Origin of the sequence: Frankia sp. AgB1.9 (genome assembly GCF_016786355.1) — a bacterium.
In the GTDB taxonomy this organism is placed as follows: Bacteria; Actinomycetota; Actinomycetes; order Frankiales; family Frankiaceae; genus Pseudofrankia.
In genome coordinates, this window is the sequence record NZ_JADWYX010000003.1 from 82,516 (window position 1) to 99,230 (window position 16,715).

General features: G+C 70.9%; 15 protein-coding genes. 8 read left to right on the forward strand and 7 right to left on the reverse strand.

Annotation, left to right across the window (positions count from 1 at the left end):
* The first annotated feature begins 61 nt into the window (after positions 1–61).
* From I6A60_RS02070 to I6A60_RS02085, 4 genes are all read left to right on the forward strand, one after another.
* A complete protein-coding gene (locus I6A60_RS02070) occupies positions 62–598 on the forward strand; it encodes a dihydrofolate reductase family protein (protein ID WP_203020801.1) in 537 nt (178 codons plus the stop codon).
* 137 nt (positions 599–735) lie between these two features.
* Positions 736–1,998, forward strand: coding sequence for a cytochrome P450 (locus tag I6A60_RS02075; RefSeq protein WP_307838657.1), 1,263 nt, complete (start codon positions 736–738; stop codon positions 1,996–1,998).
* 182 nt (positions 1,999–2,180) lie between these two features.
* Positions 2,181–3,014, forward strand: a complete 834-nt coding sequence (locus tag I6A60_RS02080; protein ID WP_307838658.1) for an enoyl-CoA hydratase-related protein — start codon at positions 2,181–2,183, stop codon at positions 3,012–3,014.
* A 157-nt stretch (positions 3,015–3,171) separates the two neighbouring features.
* Complete coding sequence (locus I6A60_RS02085; RefSeq protein WP_307838659.1) at positions 3,172–3,891, forward strand: TetR/AcrR family transcriptional regulator; 720 nt, start codon at positions 3,172–3,174, stop codon at positions 3,889–3,891.
* A gap of 7 nt (positions 3,892–3,898) precedes the next feature.
* Here I6A60_RS02085 and I6A60_RS02090 read toward each other — a convergent pair whose 3' ends face one another.
* Both I6A60_RS02090 and I6A60_RS02095 read right to left on the reverse strand, forming a co-directional pair.
* Complete coding sequence (locus I6A60_RS02090) at positions 3,899–5,524, reverse strand: MFS transporter (protein WP_203020799.1); 1,626 nt, start codon at positions 5,522–5,524, stop codon at positions 3,899–3,901.
* A gap of 223 nt (positions 5,525–5,747) precedes the next feature.
* Positions 5,748–6,599 (reverse strand): DUF72 domain-containing protein, encoded by an 852-nt coding sequence (locus tag I6A60_RS02095; RefSeq protein WP_203020797.1) that lies wholly within the window; start codon positions 6,597–6,599, stop codon positions 5,748–5,750.
* Between the two features lie 540 nt (positions 6,600–7,139).
* On the opposite strand from I6A60_RS02095, the gene I6A60_RS02100 reads away from it, so the two are divergent.
* Positions 7,140–7,907, forward strand: a complete 768-nt coding sequence (locus I6A60_RS02100; RefSeq protein ID WP_307838660.1) for an SGNH/GDSL hydrolase family protein — start codon at positions 7,140–7,142, stop codon at positions 7,905–7,907.
* Positions 7,908–7,986: 79 nt separating this feature from the next.
* Here I6A60_RS02100 and I6A60_RS02105 read toward each other — a convergent pair whose 3' ends face one another.
* Both I6A60_RS02105 and I6A60_RS02110 read right to left on the reverse strand, forming a co-directional pair.
* Positions 7,987–8,598, reverse strand: coding sequence for a GNAT family N-acetyltransferase (locus I6A60_RS02105; protein ID WP_203023019.1), 612 nt, complete (start codon positions 8,596–8,598; stop codon positions 7,987–7,989).
* Positions 8,599–8,701: 103 nt separating this feature from the next.
* Positions 8,702–9,733, reverse strand: a complete 1,032-nt coding sequence (locus I6A60_RS02110) for a zinc-binding dehydrogenase (RefSeq protein ID WP_203023020.1) — start codon at positions 9,731–9,733, stop codon at positions 8,702–8,704.
* A 279-nt stretch (positions 9,734–10,012) separates the two neighbouring features.
* On the opposite strand from I6A60_RS02110, the gene I6A60_RS02115 reads away from it, so the two are divergent.
* Positions 10,013–11,020 (forward strand): NAD-dependent epimerase/dehydratase family protein, encoded by a 1,008-nt coding sequence (locus tag I6A60_RS02115; RefSeq protein WP_238434592.1) that lies wholly within the window; start codon positions 10,013–10,015, stop codon positions 11,018–11,020.
* A gap of 101 nt (positions 11,021–11,121) precedes the next feature.
* On the forward strand, positions 11,122–11,802 hold the full coding sequence (locus I6A60_RS02120) for a helix-turn-helix domain-containing protein (RefSeq protein WP_307838661.1): 681 nt from the start codon (positions 11,122–11,124) through the stop codon (positions 11,800–11,802).
* Here I6A60_RS02120 and I6A60_RS02125 read toward each other — a convergent pair.
* Both I6A60_RS02125 and I6A60_RS02130 read right to left on the reverse strand, forming a co-directional pair.
* Positions 11,799–13,034, reverse strand: a complete 1,236-nt coding sequence (locus tag I6A60_RS02125) for a CaiB/BaiF CoA-transferase family protein (RefSeq protein ID WP_203023023.1) — start codon at positions 13,032–13,034, stop codon at positions 11,799–11,801. The genes I6A60_RS02120 and I6A60_RS02125 overlap by 4 nt on opposite strands.
* Positions 13,031–14,239, reverse strand: a complete 1,209-nt coding sequence (locus tag I6A60_RS02130; protein ID WP_307838662.1) for a CoA transferase — start codon at positions 14,237–14,239, stop codon at positions 13,031–13,033. Before I6A60_RS02130 ends, I6A60_RS02125 begins: the two co-directional genes overlap by 4 nt.
* 264 nt (positions 14,240–14,503) lie before the next feature.
* On the opposite strand from I6A60_RS02130, the gene I6A60_RS02135 reads away from it, so the two are divergent.
* Entirely contained in the window at positions 14,504–15,829 is a 1,326-nt protein-coding gene (locus I6A60_RS02135) for an ABC transporter substrate-binding protein (RefSeq protein WP_203023025.1), read from the forward strand.
* Positions 15,830–16,023: 194 nt separating this feature from the next.
* Here I6A60_RS02135 and I6A60_RS02140 read toward each other — a convergent pair whose 3' ends face one another.
* The gene (locus I6A60_RS02140) at positions 16,024–16,704 is read right to left on the reverse strand and encodes a PKD domain-containing protein (protein WP_203023026.1); all 681 of its coding nucleotides are present in this window, start codon (positions 16,702–16,704) and stop codon (positions 16,024–16,026) included.
* Positions 16,705–16,715 lie beyond the last annotated feature (11 nt).

The following is a 16,715-nucleotide window of genomic DNA, read 5'->3' on the forward strand; positions in this document are numbered from 1 at the left end:
ATCCGCCTTTCGATGGTCCTGGGTGACGGTGGGCGACGAGTCCTGATGATGGAGGTAGCTCATGGCAAAGCTCCTGTACTCGGCCACGATGTCCCTGGACGGCTTCATCTCCGGCCCGGGCGGCGACATGTCCTGGCTGGCCGAGCACCTCGCGGACGACCCGGTGGTCGACGACCTGATCGGCCAGATCGGCGCCATCCTGGTCGGCCGGCGCACCTTCGACGGCGACGACCCGAACCGTGACACCGAGAAGGAAGGCGCCTTTCAGGGCGCCTGGGACGGTCCGCAGGTCGTGCTCACCCACCGTGTCCCGGACAGCGTGGTTCCGGGCGTCACCTTCGCCGGCGCGCTGGCTGACGCCGTCGCCGCGGCGAAGGATGCGGCGGGCGACCGGTACGTCAACATCCTGGGCGCCGACGTCGCCCGCCAGTGCCTCCAGGCCGGCCTGCTCGACGAGATCCTCGTCTTCGTCGCCCCGGTCCTCCTCGGCGCCGGGACCCGCCTGTTCAGCCAGGCCGACGGCGGCTCCGTCCGGTTGGTGCCGATCAGCCAGAGCATCGGGCCGGTCGGCGCGCGGCTCTGGTTCCGCGTCGCCTGACGGCCGCACATCCCGACGTGGTTGTCAACCGACGTCACCTACGTACTTGCCAACCTGTGTCTCCTACGTACTTGTCAGTCAGTGTTCTGTATGTAAACTGACGACGCCAGGAGCGGCCAGGTCTCGGGAGGTATGCGGTGGCGAGCTGCGACGTGGCTGTCGACGGCGGCACGGGCGACGACGCGCTGACGGAGCTTCCCGACGACAAGCCCGACACCCGGATCGTCAGCGGCGACTTCTGGGGAGGCGACCCGCACGAAGGCCTTACCTGGCTGCGCGAGCACGACCCGGTTCACTGGGACCCCGACGGTGAGATCTGGGGCATCACGAAGTACGCGGACGTCCGCGAGGTCTCCCGGCGGCCCGAGATCTTCTCGAACGCCAGCGGGTTCCGTCCCGAGGTCAACGGCTTCCCGATGATGCTCGAGATGGACGACCCGGCACACTGGCGGCGGCGCAAGCTCCTGAACAAGGGCTTCACGCCGCGCCGGGTGCAGGACCAGCGGGCCCGGATCGAGACCGTCGCCCAGGCCATCGTCGACCGGGTCTGCGAACGCGGCGAATGCGACTTCGTCTGGGACATCGCGGCCTGGCTGCCGCTCATCGTCATCGGCGACCTGATCGGCGCGGTGCCGGCCATGTACCCGGACCTGCTGCGCTGGTCGGACGACATGCTGCGTGGCCAGGGCCAGTTCGACAATCCGGCGGCCGCCGGAAAGATGATGACGGCGGCGGCCGAGTACTCCGAGTATTTCGCAGGCGTGCTGGCGGACCGGCGCTCGTGCCCGCGCGACGACCTGCTCAGCGTGCTCGCGCACGCGGAGGTCGACGGCGACCGGCTCGACGACGAGTCCATGTTGTACGAGTCGCTGCTGCTGTTGATCGGCGGCGACGAGACCACCCGGCACGTGATCACCGGTGGGCTCTACCAGCTGCTGGTCGACCGGGAGAACTGGGACCGGCTGCGCGCGGACCGGTCCCTGCTGCCGGGCGCCATCGAGGAGATGCTGCGCTGGGTGAGCCCGATCCGGAACATGAACCGCACGCTCACGGAGGACACCACCCTGCGCGGCCGCCAGCTGCGCGCCGGCCAGAAGCTGCTGTTGCTCTACCCGTCGGCGAACCGGGACGAGGAGGTCTTCCCCGACCCGTTCCGCTTCGACATCACCCGTAGCCCGAACGACCATCTCGCGTTCGGCCTGGGGACCCATTTCTGCCTGGGTAACTCGTTGGCCCGGCTGGAGCTGAACGTCCTCTTCCAGACGGTGCTCGACCGGCTGCCCGACCTGGACCTCGTCGTGCCCGAGGAGCCGGCGCTGCGGCCGGCGAACTTCGTCAGCGGCTACGAGTCGCTCAAGGTCACCTTCACCCCGACGAAACCGGTCGGCGCGACGCTCTGACCCGTAACCGGGGCATCCCGAGGTGCCTGCCCTGGAGGCGGGGAAGCCCTCGACGCGGGCGGCGCCGTGAGCCGACACTGCATCCCGTGCCCGAGACGACCGCTTCGCCGGAAACCGCCAGAACCGCTGGCGCTGAACCCACCGAACCCGCCTTAGGGGCCGAGCCGCGACCGGAGCCGACCGTGGACGAGGTGCTGCTGACGTCCACCGTCGGACGGGTCCGGCTGCTGACCCTCAACCGGCCCCGGCAGGCCAACGCGTTCAGTTCGGCGCTCTACCTCGCGACGGCTGACGCCCTGATCGAGGCGGCGACCGACGACGGTGTCGGCGCCCTCGTGCTGACCGGCGCCGGCAGGTCGTTCTCCGCTGGCACCGACCTCGTCGAGATGGCCGCCCAGGCCCAGGCCACCGCGGCCGGCCGCCCGACCGAGACCGGCCAGGACCCGGCGACCTCGGCCGGCGGCGCGGGCGCCGGGTCGTTCAACGCGTTCATGGACGCGTTGATCGCCTTCCCCAAGCCGCTGCTTGCCGCGGTCAACGGCGCCGGCGTCGGGCTGGGCCTGACGATGCTCGCCCACTGCGACATCGTCTTCATCGCCGAGGGCGCTCGGCTGCTGGCGCCGTTCACCGCGATGGGCGTCGCGCCCGAGGCGGGGAGCAGCTACCTGCTGCCACGTCGGATGGGTCGCCAGCGGGCGGCCAGGGCGTTGCTCGCCTCCGAGTGGATCTCTGCGGCCGAGGCGGTGGACGTCGGGCTCGCGCTGGCGGCCTACCCGGCGCAGACGCTGCTGGCCGAGACGCTCGCCCTCGCGACGACGATCGCGGACCGTCCGCTCGCGTCGATTCTCGCGACGACGCGACTGATCCGCGCCGCCGAGCGAGCCGGCGTCGAGCAGGCCAGGCAGGCCGAGAACGCGGCCTTCGCGGAGCTGCTGCGCCGGCCGGACCTGGGCGGCGACATCCTGCGCCGGCTCGATCCGACCAGCCGCGACGAAGCCACCGACGGTGAGTCCTGACCTACCCCAGCCGGCGGACCACCGGTACTCTCCGTCGCGCGAGCCGTTCTACGGTCGGCAAGGCGGACTAGGGTGTAGATCTACCTGACAATGCCGAGTCACCCGAGGTCTTCACGGCCCCGGGCGGGTGCGGACGAGTTCGAGGCAGAGGAGCACGGTGGAACCGACCGGCGACGGCGCGGCTGACGCGCAGCCGCGGCAGGTTCGACGCGCTCCCTGGTCCGGGCGGTCCCCGGCGGCGGCGGCCGAGTCGGCCCGCGAGAAGATCATCGACGCCACCGTGACCTGCATTCGTCGGCACGGGCTGGAACGCACCTCGATCAGCGCGATCGCGACGATCGCCGGCGTCTCCAGACCGACCGTCTACGCCTACTTCGACACCCGCGAGGCGCTGGTGTCGGTGGCACTCGAAAAGGCGGGCGCGTCGATCGCCGAACGGGTCGTGGCCGTGGCCCGCCGCCGGTCGAAGACGGCCGGGGACTTCGCCGTCGAGGCGCTGATCGCCGCTCGGCGCGAGTTCCGCGCCGAGCCTGCCCTCCACCCGATCAGCCGGGCCCCGGCTGACGCCTGGGCGGCCAACCAGGCGCTGTCCGAGCAGTCGCTGCAGATCGCCCGCGTCATCCTCGAACCGATCACCAGCTATGACCCGTCGCTGGTGGCGCGGCTCGACGAGATCACCGAGACGCTGATCCGCTGGCTGCTGTCACTGCTCATCTTCGACAGCGACCGCACGTCCAGCGACACCAAGCTGCGCGCCTACCTGCGCCGCAGCGTCGTCCCGGCGATCCTTCCCGCGGAGCCGGCCGCCGCGGGCGCCGACGGCCCGGATGGCGAGGAGGCCGGGCCCGAGCCCGTCCACGCCAACCGGGCCTCCTAGCCTCGGATCAGGACCCGGACTCGACCGTCGCGCGTTCCTCGGCCTGCTCGGGCGTCGTGGCCCGCTCGGTTTCCTCGGCCCGCTCGGATGCCTCGGCCGGGAGCGGCAGATCGGGCCGCTCGGGCGGCGGGGACTCCTCGGCCGGCGTCGCGGTGGCGGGCTTCGCCGGGCGCATCAGGATCACGACGAGGACCGCGGCGAGAATCCCGACGACGCCGGCCACCAGGAAGGTCGCCTGCACGCCGGCGACCCCGGCCGTGTGGACGGCGCTGTCGAGCGCCGGCCGCGCCGGAGCCGGCGTCGCCCCCAGTACTCCGGGGGCCTGACCGCCGGCGATCGCGTGCGCGACCTTGCTGTGCGCCGCGACCCCCTGACCGGACAGCTCGTGTTCCGCCCTGGCGACGAACACGCTGCCCAGCGCGGCGATACCGAAGGCGTAGCCGAGCTGGCGGGTGGTGTTCACCGCGCCCGCCGCCATCCCGGTCCGCTCGACCGGCACCAGCGACATCGAGACCGAACCGAGCATCGGCGTCGAGATGCCGACCCCGATTCCGATGATCGCGAACCCCGCGACCAGCTGCGGCCAGTGTGCCGGGCCGTGCACCATCAACGCGCCGACCAGGCCGCCGAGGCCGATGAGCGCCAGGCCGGTACCGAGCACCAGGTCGGCCCGGCGCTCGTGCAGGAAGCGCCCGAGCAGGGCCGACGCGAAGAACGCCGTGATCGACAGGGGGATACCGGTCAGCCCGGACTGCAACGGCGTCATCCGGATCACCGACTGCAGCCAGATCGACGTGTACGTGAACGCGGAGAAGGCGGCGAACGTCATCAGCAACCCGGCCACCAGCACGCCGACGAACCGCCGGTTGCGCAGCAGCGCCAGGTCGAACATCGGGTGCTTGGAGCGGGCCTCCAGCGCCACGAACACCGCCAGCAGCACGACGGCCGCCGCCAGCAGCAGCCAGACCCCGGGGTTCGACCAGCCGTCGTCGTTGGCCCGGATCAGCGCGTAGGTCACGCTGGCGGCCGACGCGCTGAACGCGACGATGCCCGGGACGTCCACCGGGACCCGCCGCGGCGAGCGGGAGTCGGTCAGCACGACCACGGCCAGCACGATCGCTATCGCGCTGACCGGCAGGTTCACGAAGAAGATCCAACGCCACGACACGTACTGGGTGAGCACGCCGCCGACGATTGGCCCGATCGCGGACGACGCCCCGGCGACCGCGCCCCAGACCCCGTACGCGGTGCCCCGGTCGCGTCCGGCGTAGGAGGCGTTGAGCAGCGGGAAGTTCGTCGCGAACATCGCGGCCGCGCCGACCCCCTGGACGGCCCGCGCCGCGACCAGCACCCCCGGGTTGGGCGACAGGCCGCACATCAACGAGCTCAGCGCGAACAGGGCGAGACCGCCGATGTACGCGCGCCGGTGGCCCGCGATGTCCGCGACCGAGCCGGCGCCGAGCACCAACGCCGCCAGCGCAAGGGCGTACGCGTCGACGACCCACTGCAACGCTCCGAACGAGGCGTGCAGATCGACAACCATGCTCGGCAGCGCGACGTTCACGATCGTGACGTCGATCAACAGCATGAACGTGCCCAGGCAGACTGTCAGTAGCGGCAACCATTTGCGCATCGTCGGACACCTGCATTCCTAGCGAGACTGCTTCGGACGCCCGGCGAGGGTCGGGCGGCGGTTGGCGGAGGCGGCGCAGACCGCCCCGCTCGGTTCCCCAGCATGCGCCGGAGGTCCGACAGTCTGGCCAGACCGGCCGACCGGCGATCAGGTTAGCGGCTGGTCGTGGCGGCCAGGCGCCGACTGACCTGGACGGTTACGCCTGGCCCTGGCGGTCGCGGCGCTAGAAGAGGGTGAGTGGCGCGGCCGGGATCGGCGTGGGAAGCGGCTCCAGCGCGGGCACCCGGGCGCGGACCTCGGCGTGGAAGCGCCGGGCCAAGTCGGGCGCGTCGGCGTTGTCGGGAGTGTGGACGAAGACGGTGGGGGACCGGCCCTCGCGCAGCCAGCCCGCGACGATGTCGACCCACCGCTGCCAGCCGTCGACCGTTCGCGCGGCGTCGTCGCGGCCGAGGTAGCGGACGATCGGCCGCTCGGTCAGCGCCACCAGGCGCGCCGGCACCCGCGGCTTCTTGACCCAGGCGTCGCGCTCGGCCGCGCTGGCCGGCGGGCTCTGGAAGAACACGGTGGTGTCGAACGGAATCCACTCGGCGCCGGCGGCCGCGAGGGTCTCCTCCAGCAGGCGGGCCGCCCGCGGGTCCTCGAAGAACGCCGGGTGGCGGACCTCGACGGCGTACCGGTAGGACGAGCTGAGCCGGCGCAGGAAGCCGGCGAGCAGCGGAACGTCGGCCGGGCCGAACGCCGGCGGCAGCTGAACCCAGAGCGCGTCGGCCCGCGGGCCGAGCGGCTCGATCGCGTCCAGGAACAGTCGCAGCGGCTCGTCGACGTCGGTGAGGCAGCGCTCGTGCGTGATGATCTTCGGTAGCTTGGCGACGAACCGGAAGGCCGGATCGGTCTGCGCGGACCACGAGGTGACGGTGTCCCTGGTCGGCGTCGCGTAGAACGTGGTGTTCCCCTCGACCGCGGTGCACCAGCTGGCGTAGTGCCGCAGCCGCTCGTGCGCCGGCAGCGGGTGCTGGAGAAAGCGGCCCTGCCACGACCTGTGTGACCACATCGCGCAGCCCACGTGCAGGCGCATGCCCCGAGCCCTCCGTCGACCGGCCGCCGGAGGTGGCCCCCCGGACCGCGCCGCCGGGCCGCGGGCGCGATGATCGCACCGTATACGGCGATCGCCGGGATACGTCCTGCCTGGTGCCGCCACGGTTGTGCCCAGGTGGGACGCGAAGGCGCGGTTGGCCGGGCCCGGCGGGCTCGTCCCGCGTGTGCGTTATACACACTCTCGGCGCTCGTATCAATTGTTTGTAAAAAACGGCTGTTGTAGGATCAGCCGGCGCGGGTGACACCCGCGACGGCGACCCTGATGTCGATTCTGGGTGCCATCGCGCGAACTACCCCGTGACCTGGTCGATTGGCGCGCATGTTGACTATCTGGTGCGCCTCATGGAAATGGCGCCCAGTCAGAGAGCGCTCAGTGAAAGGTGCATGGATGCACTCCCGACGGCCCCGCCGGTCACTGGTCATTGTTCTTGCCGGCCTCGCTGGAGCGGTCGCGATGGCTGGTTGTGGCACGACCGGGATCCCGGGCGGCGGGACGACCAGCTCGCCGAGCAGTTCACCCGTGCCGTTGACCGGTCGCTACGTCGCCATGGGCAGCTCCTTCGCCGCCGGTTCCGGTACCGGTCCTGACATCGGCGCGGGCTGCCAGCGCGCGGCGGACAACTATCCGCATGTCGTGGCCAAGCGCTTCGGGCTCAACCTGGTCGACGTCACCTGCGCCGGCGCCACTATCGCGAACCTGTTCGACACGCCGCAGGACGGCCGTCCCGCGCAGCTCGACGCGGTCACCCCCGACACCCGCCTGGTGACGATCACAGCCGGTGGGAACGACCTCGACTACAGCTCCGCCATCCAGCGCTGCATGGAGGCCGCCCGGGCGAGCAAGCCGTGCCCCGGGCTGCCCGCCGCGGCCGATCTGGGCCAGGCCGCGGTGAAGCTGCATTCCGATCTCGTTCGGCTCATCGGTGCACTGAGGGCGGATGCGCCAGATGCGCGCATCTACCTCCTCGGCTATCCGCGCATATTTCCGGACCCGCCTGCAACTTGCACTGACAATAATATTTCCGCGGCCGACACCGGTCGGCTGACATCGATCGGGCTGGTGCTCGACGCAACCCTGCGGCGGTCGGCCGCGGACGCCGACGTCTCCTTTGTCGACGTCTACACCGCGAGCATCGGCCATGACGTTTGCGCCAGCTCCACCGACCGCTGGCTCAATGGTTCCGACACCTACGGCATCTACTACCACCCGAATGCGACAGGCGTGGCGCGGGTGGCGGACCTGCTCGCCGAGGCGCTGGAGCACCGCGAGAGCGGCCAGCCCAGCTGATCCGGATGACCCGTGTCGGGCGGGTCGGGCTCCTGCCGACGGTCCGGGGTGGATGGGCAGCGGGTGGTCCGGCGCCAGGTCACGAATCGGAGCCGAGGTCGGCCCGCCCGCGCCATTCCCGATCGAGGATCGCGAAGTCGATCTCGGTGCTCCAGCGTCCTTTGAACCATTCGTTCTCGACCAGCAGGGCCTCCTGTCGCAGGCCGAGCTTGGTCAGCACCGCGGCCGAGGCCGGGTTCTCGGCGTCGATGCGAGCCGTCACCCGATGCAGCCCGAACTCGTCGAAGAGCAGCCCGAGGAGGGCCCGCGCGGCCTCGGTGGCGTAGCCCTGCCCGTGGTACTCGGGATTGATGACGTAGCCGATCTCGCCGGTGCGGTGCAGGGCGCTGTGCCAGAAGAAGATCAGGTCGCCGATCAGGTCCCGCGACTCCCTGAGTACGACGGCGAGCGCCAGGCACTGCCCCTCGGTGTCGAGTTCCGACCGGACGAGCTCGGGATTCGCGAGCCGCTCGGCGACCTGCTCCCGGTTTCTCGGCTCCGGCGGGATGTACCGGCACACGTCCTCCCGGGAGAGGTAGGTGTGCATGGCGTCGATGTCACCGACCGGATCGATGGGCCGCAGCAGGAGCCGTCTGGTCTCGATCGGGTAGCTCGGCCGAAGCGGCCCGAGCGCGAGCCCAGGAGAGGTCATGCCGGCGACCCTAGGGGACGGCGGCCCAGCCGGACGAGGCGAGGGGCGCCCAACGGTGCCGGGCCATCCGGGGCGGCGCAGCGCGGTGACCCCCGCCGACGGGTCAGGGGCGGATGAGCACCTTGAGTGCCTTTCGGTCGGCCATCTCCTGGTAGCCGGCCGGGGTGTCGTCGAGGCCGACGACCCGGTCGAAGACGCGCCCTGGCTCGATCTTGCCGTCGAGCACGTCCGGCAGGAGATCCTCGATATAGGCGCGGGCCGGCGCCACCCCACCGGTCAGGGTGACATTGCGGAAGAAGACGCCGAAGTCCATCGGTACCTCGGTGTACTGGGGTGCGCCGACCCGGCTGATGGTGCCACCGGCCCGGACGACCCCCAGGGCGGTCTCGATCGCCGGCCGCAGGCCGACGCACTCGAGCACGGTGTGGGTGCCGTCGCCGCCGGTCAGCTCTCGGACCCTCTCGACCCCCTCGTCCCCGCGCTCGGCGACGACGGCCGTGGCGCCGAACTCGCGGCCGAGATCGGTGCGGACCTTGTGCCGCCCCATCAGGATGATCTGTTCGGCGCCGAGCCGCCGGGCCGCCAGCACGGCCGACAGCCCGACGGCGCCGTCCCCGATCACGGTGACGGTGGTGCGCGGGCTGACTCCGGCGGTGACGGCACAGTGGTGGCCGGTGGAGAACACGTCGGACAGCGTCAGCAGGGACGCCAGCAGCGCCGGGTCCGCTCCGGTCGGCAGCCTGACCAGCGTGCCCTGGGCCTGGGGCACCCGGACCGCCTCGCCCTGGCCGCCGTCGAGGTCGTTGCCCCACAGGCCGCCGTGGCGGCAGGAGGTCTGCAGGCCCTCGCGGCAGAAGTCGCAGGTGTTGTCGGCCCAGACGAACGGCGCGACCACCAGGTCACCCTGGCGCAGGCCCCGCACCTCGGACCCGAGTTCCTCGACGACGCCGAGGAACTCGTGCCCCATCCGGCGGCCCTGGCCCGTCGCCTCCATGGAGCCGTAGGGCCACAGGTCGCTGCCGCAGATGCAGCCGGCCACGACGCGCACCACGGCGTCGGTCGGCTCTGCCAGCCGAGCGTCGGCGACGTTCTCGACTCGGACGTCGCCGGCACCGTACATCACGGTCGCACGCATAGCTGCACCTTCCGTAGTTTTTCGGCGACCCTTTGGAGTCGCTGACTCCACGCTAGGCCCGGCCGCAGACCTGAGGGAGGGTCTGTCATTACCCGTGAGCGGTCCACATAGAGGCTGTGGGCGCGGGTATGACAGCCTGATGCCCCAGCCGGGGCTGTCACAGCCATGGTCCGTAGACGGACGACGGTCGGGGCGCGGGGGATCGGGTGGATTCCGCGGGCGCCTCGCTGGATAGTGGGCTCGCGGAGTCCGATGGCGGACGAACGCGGCTGTGAAGGGATGTCATTCGTGGTCGACAGGCAACTGGTGATGGGCGCGAGCGGATTTCTGGGTTCGCACGTCACGCGACAGCTGGTGGAGCGCGGCGACGAGGTCCGGGTGTGGGTTCGCCGGTCCAGCTCGACCCGGGCCTTCGACGACCTGTCGGTGCAGCGCTGCTTCGGCGAGCTGACCGACGACGAGGCGATGCGCGAGGCGATGCGCGACGTCGACACGGTGTTCTACTGCGTCGTCGACGCTCGGGCCTGGCTGCGCGACCCGGGGCCGCTGTTCGCCACGAACGTCGACGGCCTGCGGCACGCGCTCGACGCGGCGCTCGAGATGAAGGTGCGGCGCTTCGTCTTCTGCAGCACCGTCGGCACGATCGGTGTGTCCACGGACGGTCTGGCCGACGAGGATCTCCCGCACAACTGGATGCACCTGGGCGGGCCATACATCAGGGCGCGCGTCGCCGCTGAGGAGCTCGTTCTGGAGTACTGCCGTGAGCGCGGGCTGCCGGGGATCGTCATGAACGTGTCGACGACCTACGGAGCGCCTGACTTCGGCTCGCCGCACGGCCGCATGGTCTCCGACGCCGCGCTTGGCAAGCTGCCCATCTACTTCGGCAACGCGTCGATGGAGGTGGTCGGCATAACCGACGCCGCCGAGGCCTTCCTGCTCGCCGGGCAGAAGGGGCGAATCGGCGAGCGGTACATCATCAGCGAGTCCTTCATGAGCTGGCAGGAGCTCGTGACGACGGCGGCCGAAGCGGTCGGCACCCGTCCGCCGCGCTTCGGGATCCCGATCGCCGTGATGAAGGTGTTCGGCCGCCTCGGCGACCTCGGTGGGCGGGTGCTGCGCCGCGACATGGTGATGACGAGCGTCACGGTACGGCTCATGCATTTCATGTCGCCGCTCGACCACGGCAAGGCCTCTCGCGAGCTCGACTGGCACCCGGCGCCGACCCGGGATTCCATCCGCGCCGCGGCGAAGTACTACGTCGAACAGGAGCGCGCGGCCGCGAAGTAGCCCTGTTCTAACGAGAAGACAACCTTCCACCGCAGTACCGGGTCACACCGGCGCGGTACACTGCTTTCGTGGCGTCGCTGGATACGAAATCCTCGGCCGGGGTGACGATCGCCGGGGTGGAGGTGCGTAAGGACTCCCGCGGTGTTCAGACGCGGGAGGTGCTTCTCCGCGCCGCGGAGCGGCTTTTCGCCGAACAGGGCATAGCTCGTACCTCGACTCGGCAGATCACCGCTGAGGCCGGCATCAGCCGGGACGCCGTCCACTATCATTTCGGTTCCAAGTCGGGCCTTGTACTCGCGATCGTGGACTCCCGCACCGGCGAGCTGCGGTCCGATCTGGAACGCCTGTTCGCCGTGAACGTTCCGGACCGGGACGTCACAGTTCGTGACATTGCCCGCGCCATGGTGGTCGCCGCTACGGAGATGGCCGAACACGAGACCGGCCAGTACTACCACCCGTTCCTGATCGCCCTGATGAACGACCCGGAGTACCGGCATCTGGTGAGTTCACGGGCCACCCCGGAGAGTGACGCCGTCGTGGAGCGGCTCACCCCGCTCACACCGGACATCGATGCGGCAGAGCGCCTCTTCCGGGTGGCCAGCGCGATGACCCTGATCATCTTCGGCACCGGAAACGGCACCCTCGTCAAATGGGTCGGATCCCAGGTCGAGACGACGCAGCTTCATTTAACGATGATGCTGACGGATACGGTGGCGAACATATTGGCCGGCGGTGCCGGCACCGGAAACGACGGCGACCTGTCCGGGCGAGACGCGTTCTAGTCGTCGCTCCAGCCGGTCTTGAAAAAGCTTTCCGTGTGTTCGCCGATCCGTGGCGCGGGCTGCGAGATACGCCAGGGCGTCCGGCTGAACCGGTAGGGCGCGCCGGGATGAGTCTCGGTGTGGCCGGTGTGCGCATCGGTCACCGAGGTGGCGAATCCGCGTGCGACGAGGTGCGGGTCGCCGAGTGCTTCCTCGGGTGAGGCGACGAATCCCGCGACGAGCCCTCGGCGTTGGCAGCCGAGGAAGAACTCATAGGCCGGGAGCCGCGCGGCGAGCAGCATCATCGCGTCCCGCGAGGCGTTCCAGATCTCCTGCGCCAGTGGATCGGTCGCGAGCTCGACGACGGCGACCCCGCCGCGCTCGACCCCCAGCTCCAGCAGGACGACGTCAGCGAATTCCTCGCGTAACCCGACGAGGTCGATCCACTCGACGATCGCCGCGTAGTCCTCGGCTGCCCGTGGCGGGAAACCGAGCACGACGTGGTGCCCGTCAGCGGCCTCGACCTGGGTCGGCGCGGTCGGTTCGACCATGGCGTGCCGGCCGGTCTGTCGCCTGACGTTTCCTCCGTCGGTGAGGTACTGGGTGGTGGCCAGCTCGCTGGAGACGTTGAGCGACGCGTCGACGCTCACGTCGACGTGCTGGCCGCGGCCGGAGACGGCTCGCCACATCAGCGCCGTCAGAGCGGCCACGGCCGCGAAGGAGCCGGCGGTGTGCGCGCTCTGGCCGCCGCCGCCGCGCACGGGTGGAAGCGTGTGGTCGTCGTAGCCGCAGCTGTGCACGGGGCCACCGCCGGCGAGCAGCGTGAGATCGGTGGTCGGGACGTCCGGCGGGGACCCACGCCGCCCGAACGGCGTCACCGAGACCCAGACGAGCGACGGGAACTCGGCGGCGAGGCGGTCTGGAATCAGCCCGAGCCCGGCCAGTTCCCGTTCGGGCAGCCCTTCCAACAGGACGTCGCAGTCGGCGAGCAGCAGCCGTAGCCGCGCGCGGTCCGCCTCGTCGGTCAGGTCGAGCACGACGCTGCGCTTGGACGTGTTGTAGTGACGCCAGTGCAGGCTCGCCTCGGGTGCCGGCTCGTCGCCCACGAACGGGCCCAGTGCCCGGGCCGCCGCTCCGGCGGGCGGCTCGATCACGACGGTGTCCGCTCCGAGGTCGGCGAAGACCTTGCTCGGGTACGCGGTGAACTGCCCGGCGATCTCCAGTACCCGCAGGCCGTCCAGTGGGCCGGTCATAAGACTCCTTCGGCCGTCAGCTCGTCGAGCTCGGTCTCGTCGACGCCGAGGACGTCGCGCAGCACGAATTGGTTGTGTTGGCCGAGGCGGGGCGCCCCGCGCCGCAGCGACCAGTCGGTCTCCGACAGATGCACCGGCAGGCCCTCGACGCGGGCCGGCCCGATGTCGGGATGCACGACGGTCGGCCACAGATCCCACCCGGGCGTCGCGGGCGGTCCGTCGATCCGTTCGGCCGGCGTGCGGACCGGGCTCGCGGGGACACCGGCGGCGACGAGGCGCTCGGCCAGACTGTGGTTGTCGAAGCCCGCGGTCCACGCGCCCAGCCGGGCGTCCAGCGCGTCCTGGCCGGCGAGTCGGGCGGTGAGGGTCGCGAGGTCGTCGCCGCGGGCCCAGGGCTGGCCGATCTCGTCCGCCAGCCGCCGCCAGTCGAGATCGTCGCGGCAGGCCACCGCGATCCAGCGGTCCTCGCCCTGGGCCGGGTAGATCCCGTGCGGCGCCATCGCGGGCGCGTCGCCGCGGTTGGAATCGACCGATCCCGGTTCCCGGGCCGGACGGCTGTTGAGATGGTGATCAAGAATGTCCGGGCCCGTGAGGCTCAGGCCGACCTCGACGCCGGCCAGGTCGACCCACTGGCCGTCGCCGGTGCGATCGCGGTGCCACAGCGCCGCCAGCACCGCGATCGCCATCGCGTAGGCACCCTGGTGGTCCATGTAGGAGTAGCCCCAGCCGGCGGGTGGCTGCCCGGCGAGGCCCGCGGTGAACGTCAGCCCGCTGACGGCCTGGACGATCGGCCCCCAGGTGCGGAAGTCGCGATACGGGCCGGTGGCGCCGAAGCCGCTGTGGGACACGTAGACGATGTCCGGCTTGATCTCCTGAAGCCGTTCGTACGGGAAGCCGAGCCGCGCGAACACCCCGCCCGCGAAGTTCTCGGTCACCACGTCCGACACCGCGATCAGCCGAGTCAACAGGTCACGCCCACGCTCGGTGCGCAGGTTGAGCGTGACTCCCAGCTTCTCGGTGTTGTGGTTGTTGAAGCCGCCGCCGAACTCCAGGCCACGGCGCTCGTCGTGGAACGGCGGAGCGCCCCGGACGATGTCCCACCCACCCCTGGTGGCCGGGTCCTCCACGCGGATCACCTGGGCGCCGAAGGCGGCGAGGAGCCTGGTCGCCCCGGCCCCCGCGAGCTGGCCGCTGAGGTCGCACACGCGGATCCGGCGTAACGCGGCCGACCGTGCTTCGAGCTCGGGAGGACACCCGGCCCATCGGTCGACCGGGCGTGCGGCCTCGGCCCGCGGTGACGGTTCGACCACTCGATGCCTCCTGCAGGGGTCCCAACGTTTCTGCGGTGGGCTGGTTCTATCAAGCGCTTGACAGAAAAGTCCAGCCCCTGGTGTGCTGCAGGTCATACGACCGGCGCTCACCTGCGGGAACTGGCGCGGGGTCCGCCCTCGACCTGACGGGAGCAAGGGATGACGGCACGGCGCACACCAGGGTTCGGCGGGAACCGGGAGCCTCGGCGTGGAGGCTTATCCGGCGGCCTCGCGCGGCGACGGGGCTGGCGGCTCGGAGCGGTCCTGCTGGCCGCCGCCACCTTCGCGGTGGCCGGGTGCGGTAGCTCCGGCAGCTCAGGTGGTTCGGCCGCGGCCGGCTCGTCGAGCGCCGCGAGCCGCCCCACCTACACGATCGGCGTCATCTCGGACCTCACCGGCGCCCTCGGCGCCTCCAACAAGAACCTGCCTGCGGCGATCAAGGCCGGGGCGATCGCGGCGGCCGCCGACGGCTACAACCTCAAGTACGTGATCGCCGACGGGGCGTCCTCGCCGGCCGGCGAGGTCACCGCGGCGCACCGCCTGGTCGACCAGGACCACGTGCTCGCGGTCATCGCCATCTCCGACCTGACCTTCGCGGCGGCCCCCTACCTGGCCGCGCAGGGCGTCCCGGTGATCGGCGGCGCCGTCGACTCCACGGAGTGGAACACCGACCGGAACATGTTCTCCGTGTTCGGGTTCCCGGACTACTCGAAGGTCACGACGACGCTCGGGGAGTTCTACAAGAAGGTCGGCGCCACCAACATCGGCGCGATTGGCTACGGCAGCGTGCCCAGCGCGGCCGATGCCGCCCGCGGCGCCGCCGTGTCGGCGCAGACCGCCGGCCTGAAGGCGGGCTACCTGAACGACACGTTCCAGCTCGGCAGCACCGACGTCGGCCCTGCGGTGCTCGCGATGAAGAACGCGGGGATCGACGGGCTCGACATCGCCCTCCAGGAGGTGTCCGCCTTCCAGATCGTCAAGTCGCTCCGCCAGCAGGGGGTCGATCTGAAGGCCCCGGTGCTGTCGATCGGCTACGGGGACTCGCTGCTCTCCGCTGGCCCCGCGGAGATCCAGGACGCCCAGGACGTCTACTTCTCGCTCGGCTGGGAGCCGATCGAGATGCAGACGGCGGCGACGAAGAAGCTCCAGGCCGACTTGAAGGCCGCCGGAACCACCAAGGTGCCTGGCCTGCCCGAGTACCTGGCCTACACGTCGATGGACGCGGTCACCTGGGGCCTGAAGGGCGCGGGCGCCAAGCCGACCCGCGCCTCGATGATCGACGCCCTTCTCAAGGTGACGGACTATGACGGGGCCGGCCTCCTCGGCGGCCACACCATCGACTTCGGGATGGACCAGCGCGGTGTCGGTGGCCCGGGAGCTGACAACTGCCTGTGGTTCACCCTGTTCAAGGGGCAGTCGTTCTCGGTCGTCTCCGGTGCCGATCCCGTCTGCGGGACGGTCATTCCCGGGAAGTCCGTGGGCTAGCTCCACCCCTGACCGCGTCGGTTCGCCGCGGAGGCGTCCTGATCACGGACGTCGGGCCGGGGCCGCGTCAGAGCCGGCGGCGTCAGGGCCGGTGGTCGGGCACCTCGGCGCGCCGCCAGAACGATGATCCACGAAAGGCGGCCTCGGTCGACACCTCGCGCCCGCGCGGCGGTGTCGGCCGAGGCCGCGGTGGCTCAGGAGGCCGGTGTGCTGGTGGGCGCGGTGAAGGTGACCTGGATCTTGTTGGACGGGCGGTAGGCCCCGGCGGCGTCCGTGATGTCGACCGAGAACGTCCAGACGCCCGCGAGAGCTGGATTGGCGAAATAGGTCGGCGTGGTGGTGTCGTCCACCCGAAACGAAAGGCCGTTGGGGTTCGTCGCGTTCCACGTGTAGTCGGAGGCCGGGGCCACGGCGCCGGTGGCCGTGAGCGTCACGCCCTGACCGATCTGGGCGGTGGTCGCGCTGGCCGAGATGTGCGGCGTCGGCACCGAGACGGTCACCGAGTGGGTCTCCGACGCCGACCTGCCGGCGCTGTCGGTCACGGTCCCCGTCAGGTGGAAGGTTCCGACCGTCGTGTAGAGGTGCGTCGCCTGGGCGCCCGACTGCGGGCCGACGACCGTGCCGTCGCCGAAGTCGAACCGGAAGGTCAGCGTGCCCGTTCCGCCGGAGGCCACGGCGGTGAGGCCGACCTTCAGCGGCGCCGGGCCGGTGGTCGGGGAGACGAACAGCTTGATGCCAGGCGGGCCGGGCTGGCTCTGGGTAGGCGGCGGGATGGGAATCCCGGGATAGGGCTCGCAGGCCGCGATCGCCGTGGTGGCGGTGACAGCCAACGTCGCGATGCACAGTGCGGCCAGTCGCGGTCGGCCGGCCCTCACGCGGGTAGTCC

What these genes read in the sequence shown, in the direction of transcription:
- I6A60_RS02070 (WP_203020801.1), top strand. Translation starts at nt 62, where the DNA reads ATGGCAAAGCTCCTGTACTCGGCCACGATGTCCCTGGACGGCTTCATC.
- I6A60_RS02090 (WP_203020799.1), bottom strand. Translation starts at nt 5,524, where the DNA reads ATGCGCAAATGGTTGCCGCTACTGACAGTCTGCCTGGGCACGTTCATG.
- I6A60_RS02095 (WP_203020797.1), bottom strand. Translation starts at nt 6,599, where the DNA reads ATGCGCCTGCACGTGGGCTGCGCGATGTGGTCACACAGGTCGTGGCAG.
- I6A60_RS02105 (WP_203023019.1), bottom strand. Translation starts at nt 8,598, where the DNA reads ATGACCTCTCCTGGGCTCGCGCTCGGGCCGCTTCGGCCGAGCTACCCG.
- I6A60_RS02110 (WP_203023020.1), bottom strand. Translation starts at nt 9,733, where the DNA reads ATGCGTGCGACCGTGATGTACGGTGCCGGCGACGTCCGAGTCGAGAAC.
- I6A60_RS02115 (WP_238434592.1), top strand. Translation starts at nt 10,013, where the DNA reads ATGTCATTCGTGGTCGACAGGCAACTGGTGATGGGCGCGAGCGGATTT.
- I6A60_RS02125 (WP_203023023.1), bottom strand. Translation starts at nt 13,034, where the DNA reads ATGACCGGCCCACTGGACGGCCTGCGGGTACTGGAGATCGCCGGGCAG.
- I6A60_RS02135 (WP_203023025.1), top strand. Translation starts at nt 14,504, where the DNA reads ATGACGGCACGGCGCACACCAGGGTTCGGCGGGAACCGGGAGCCTCGG.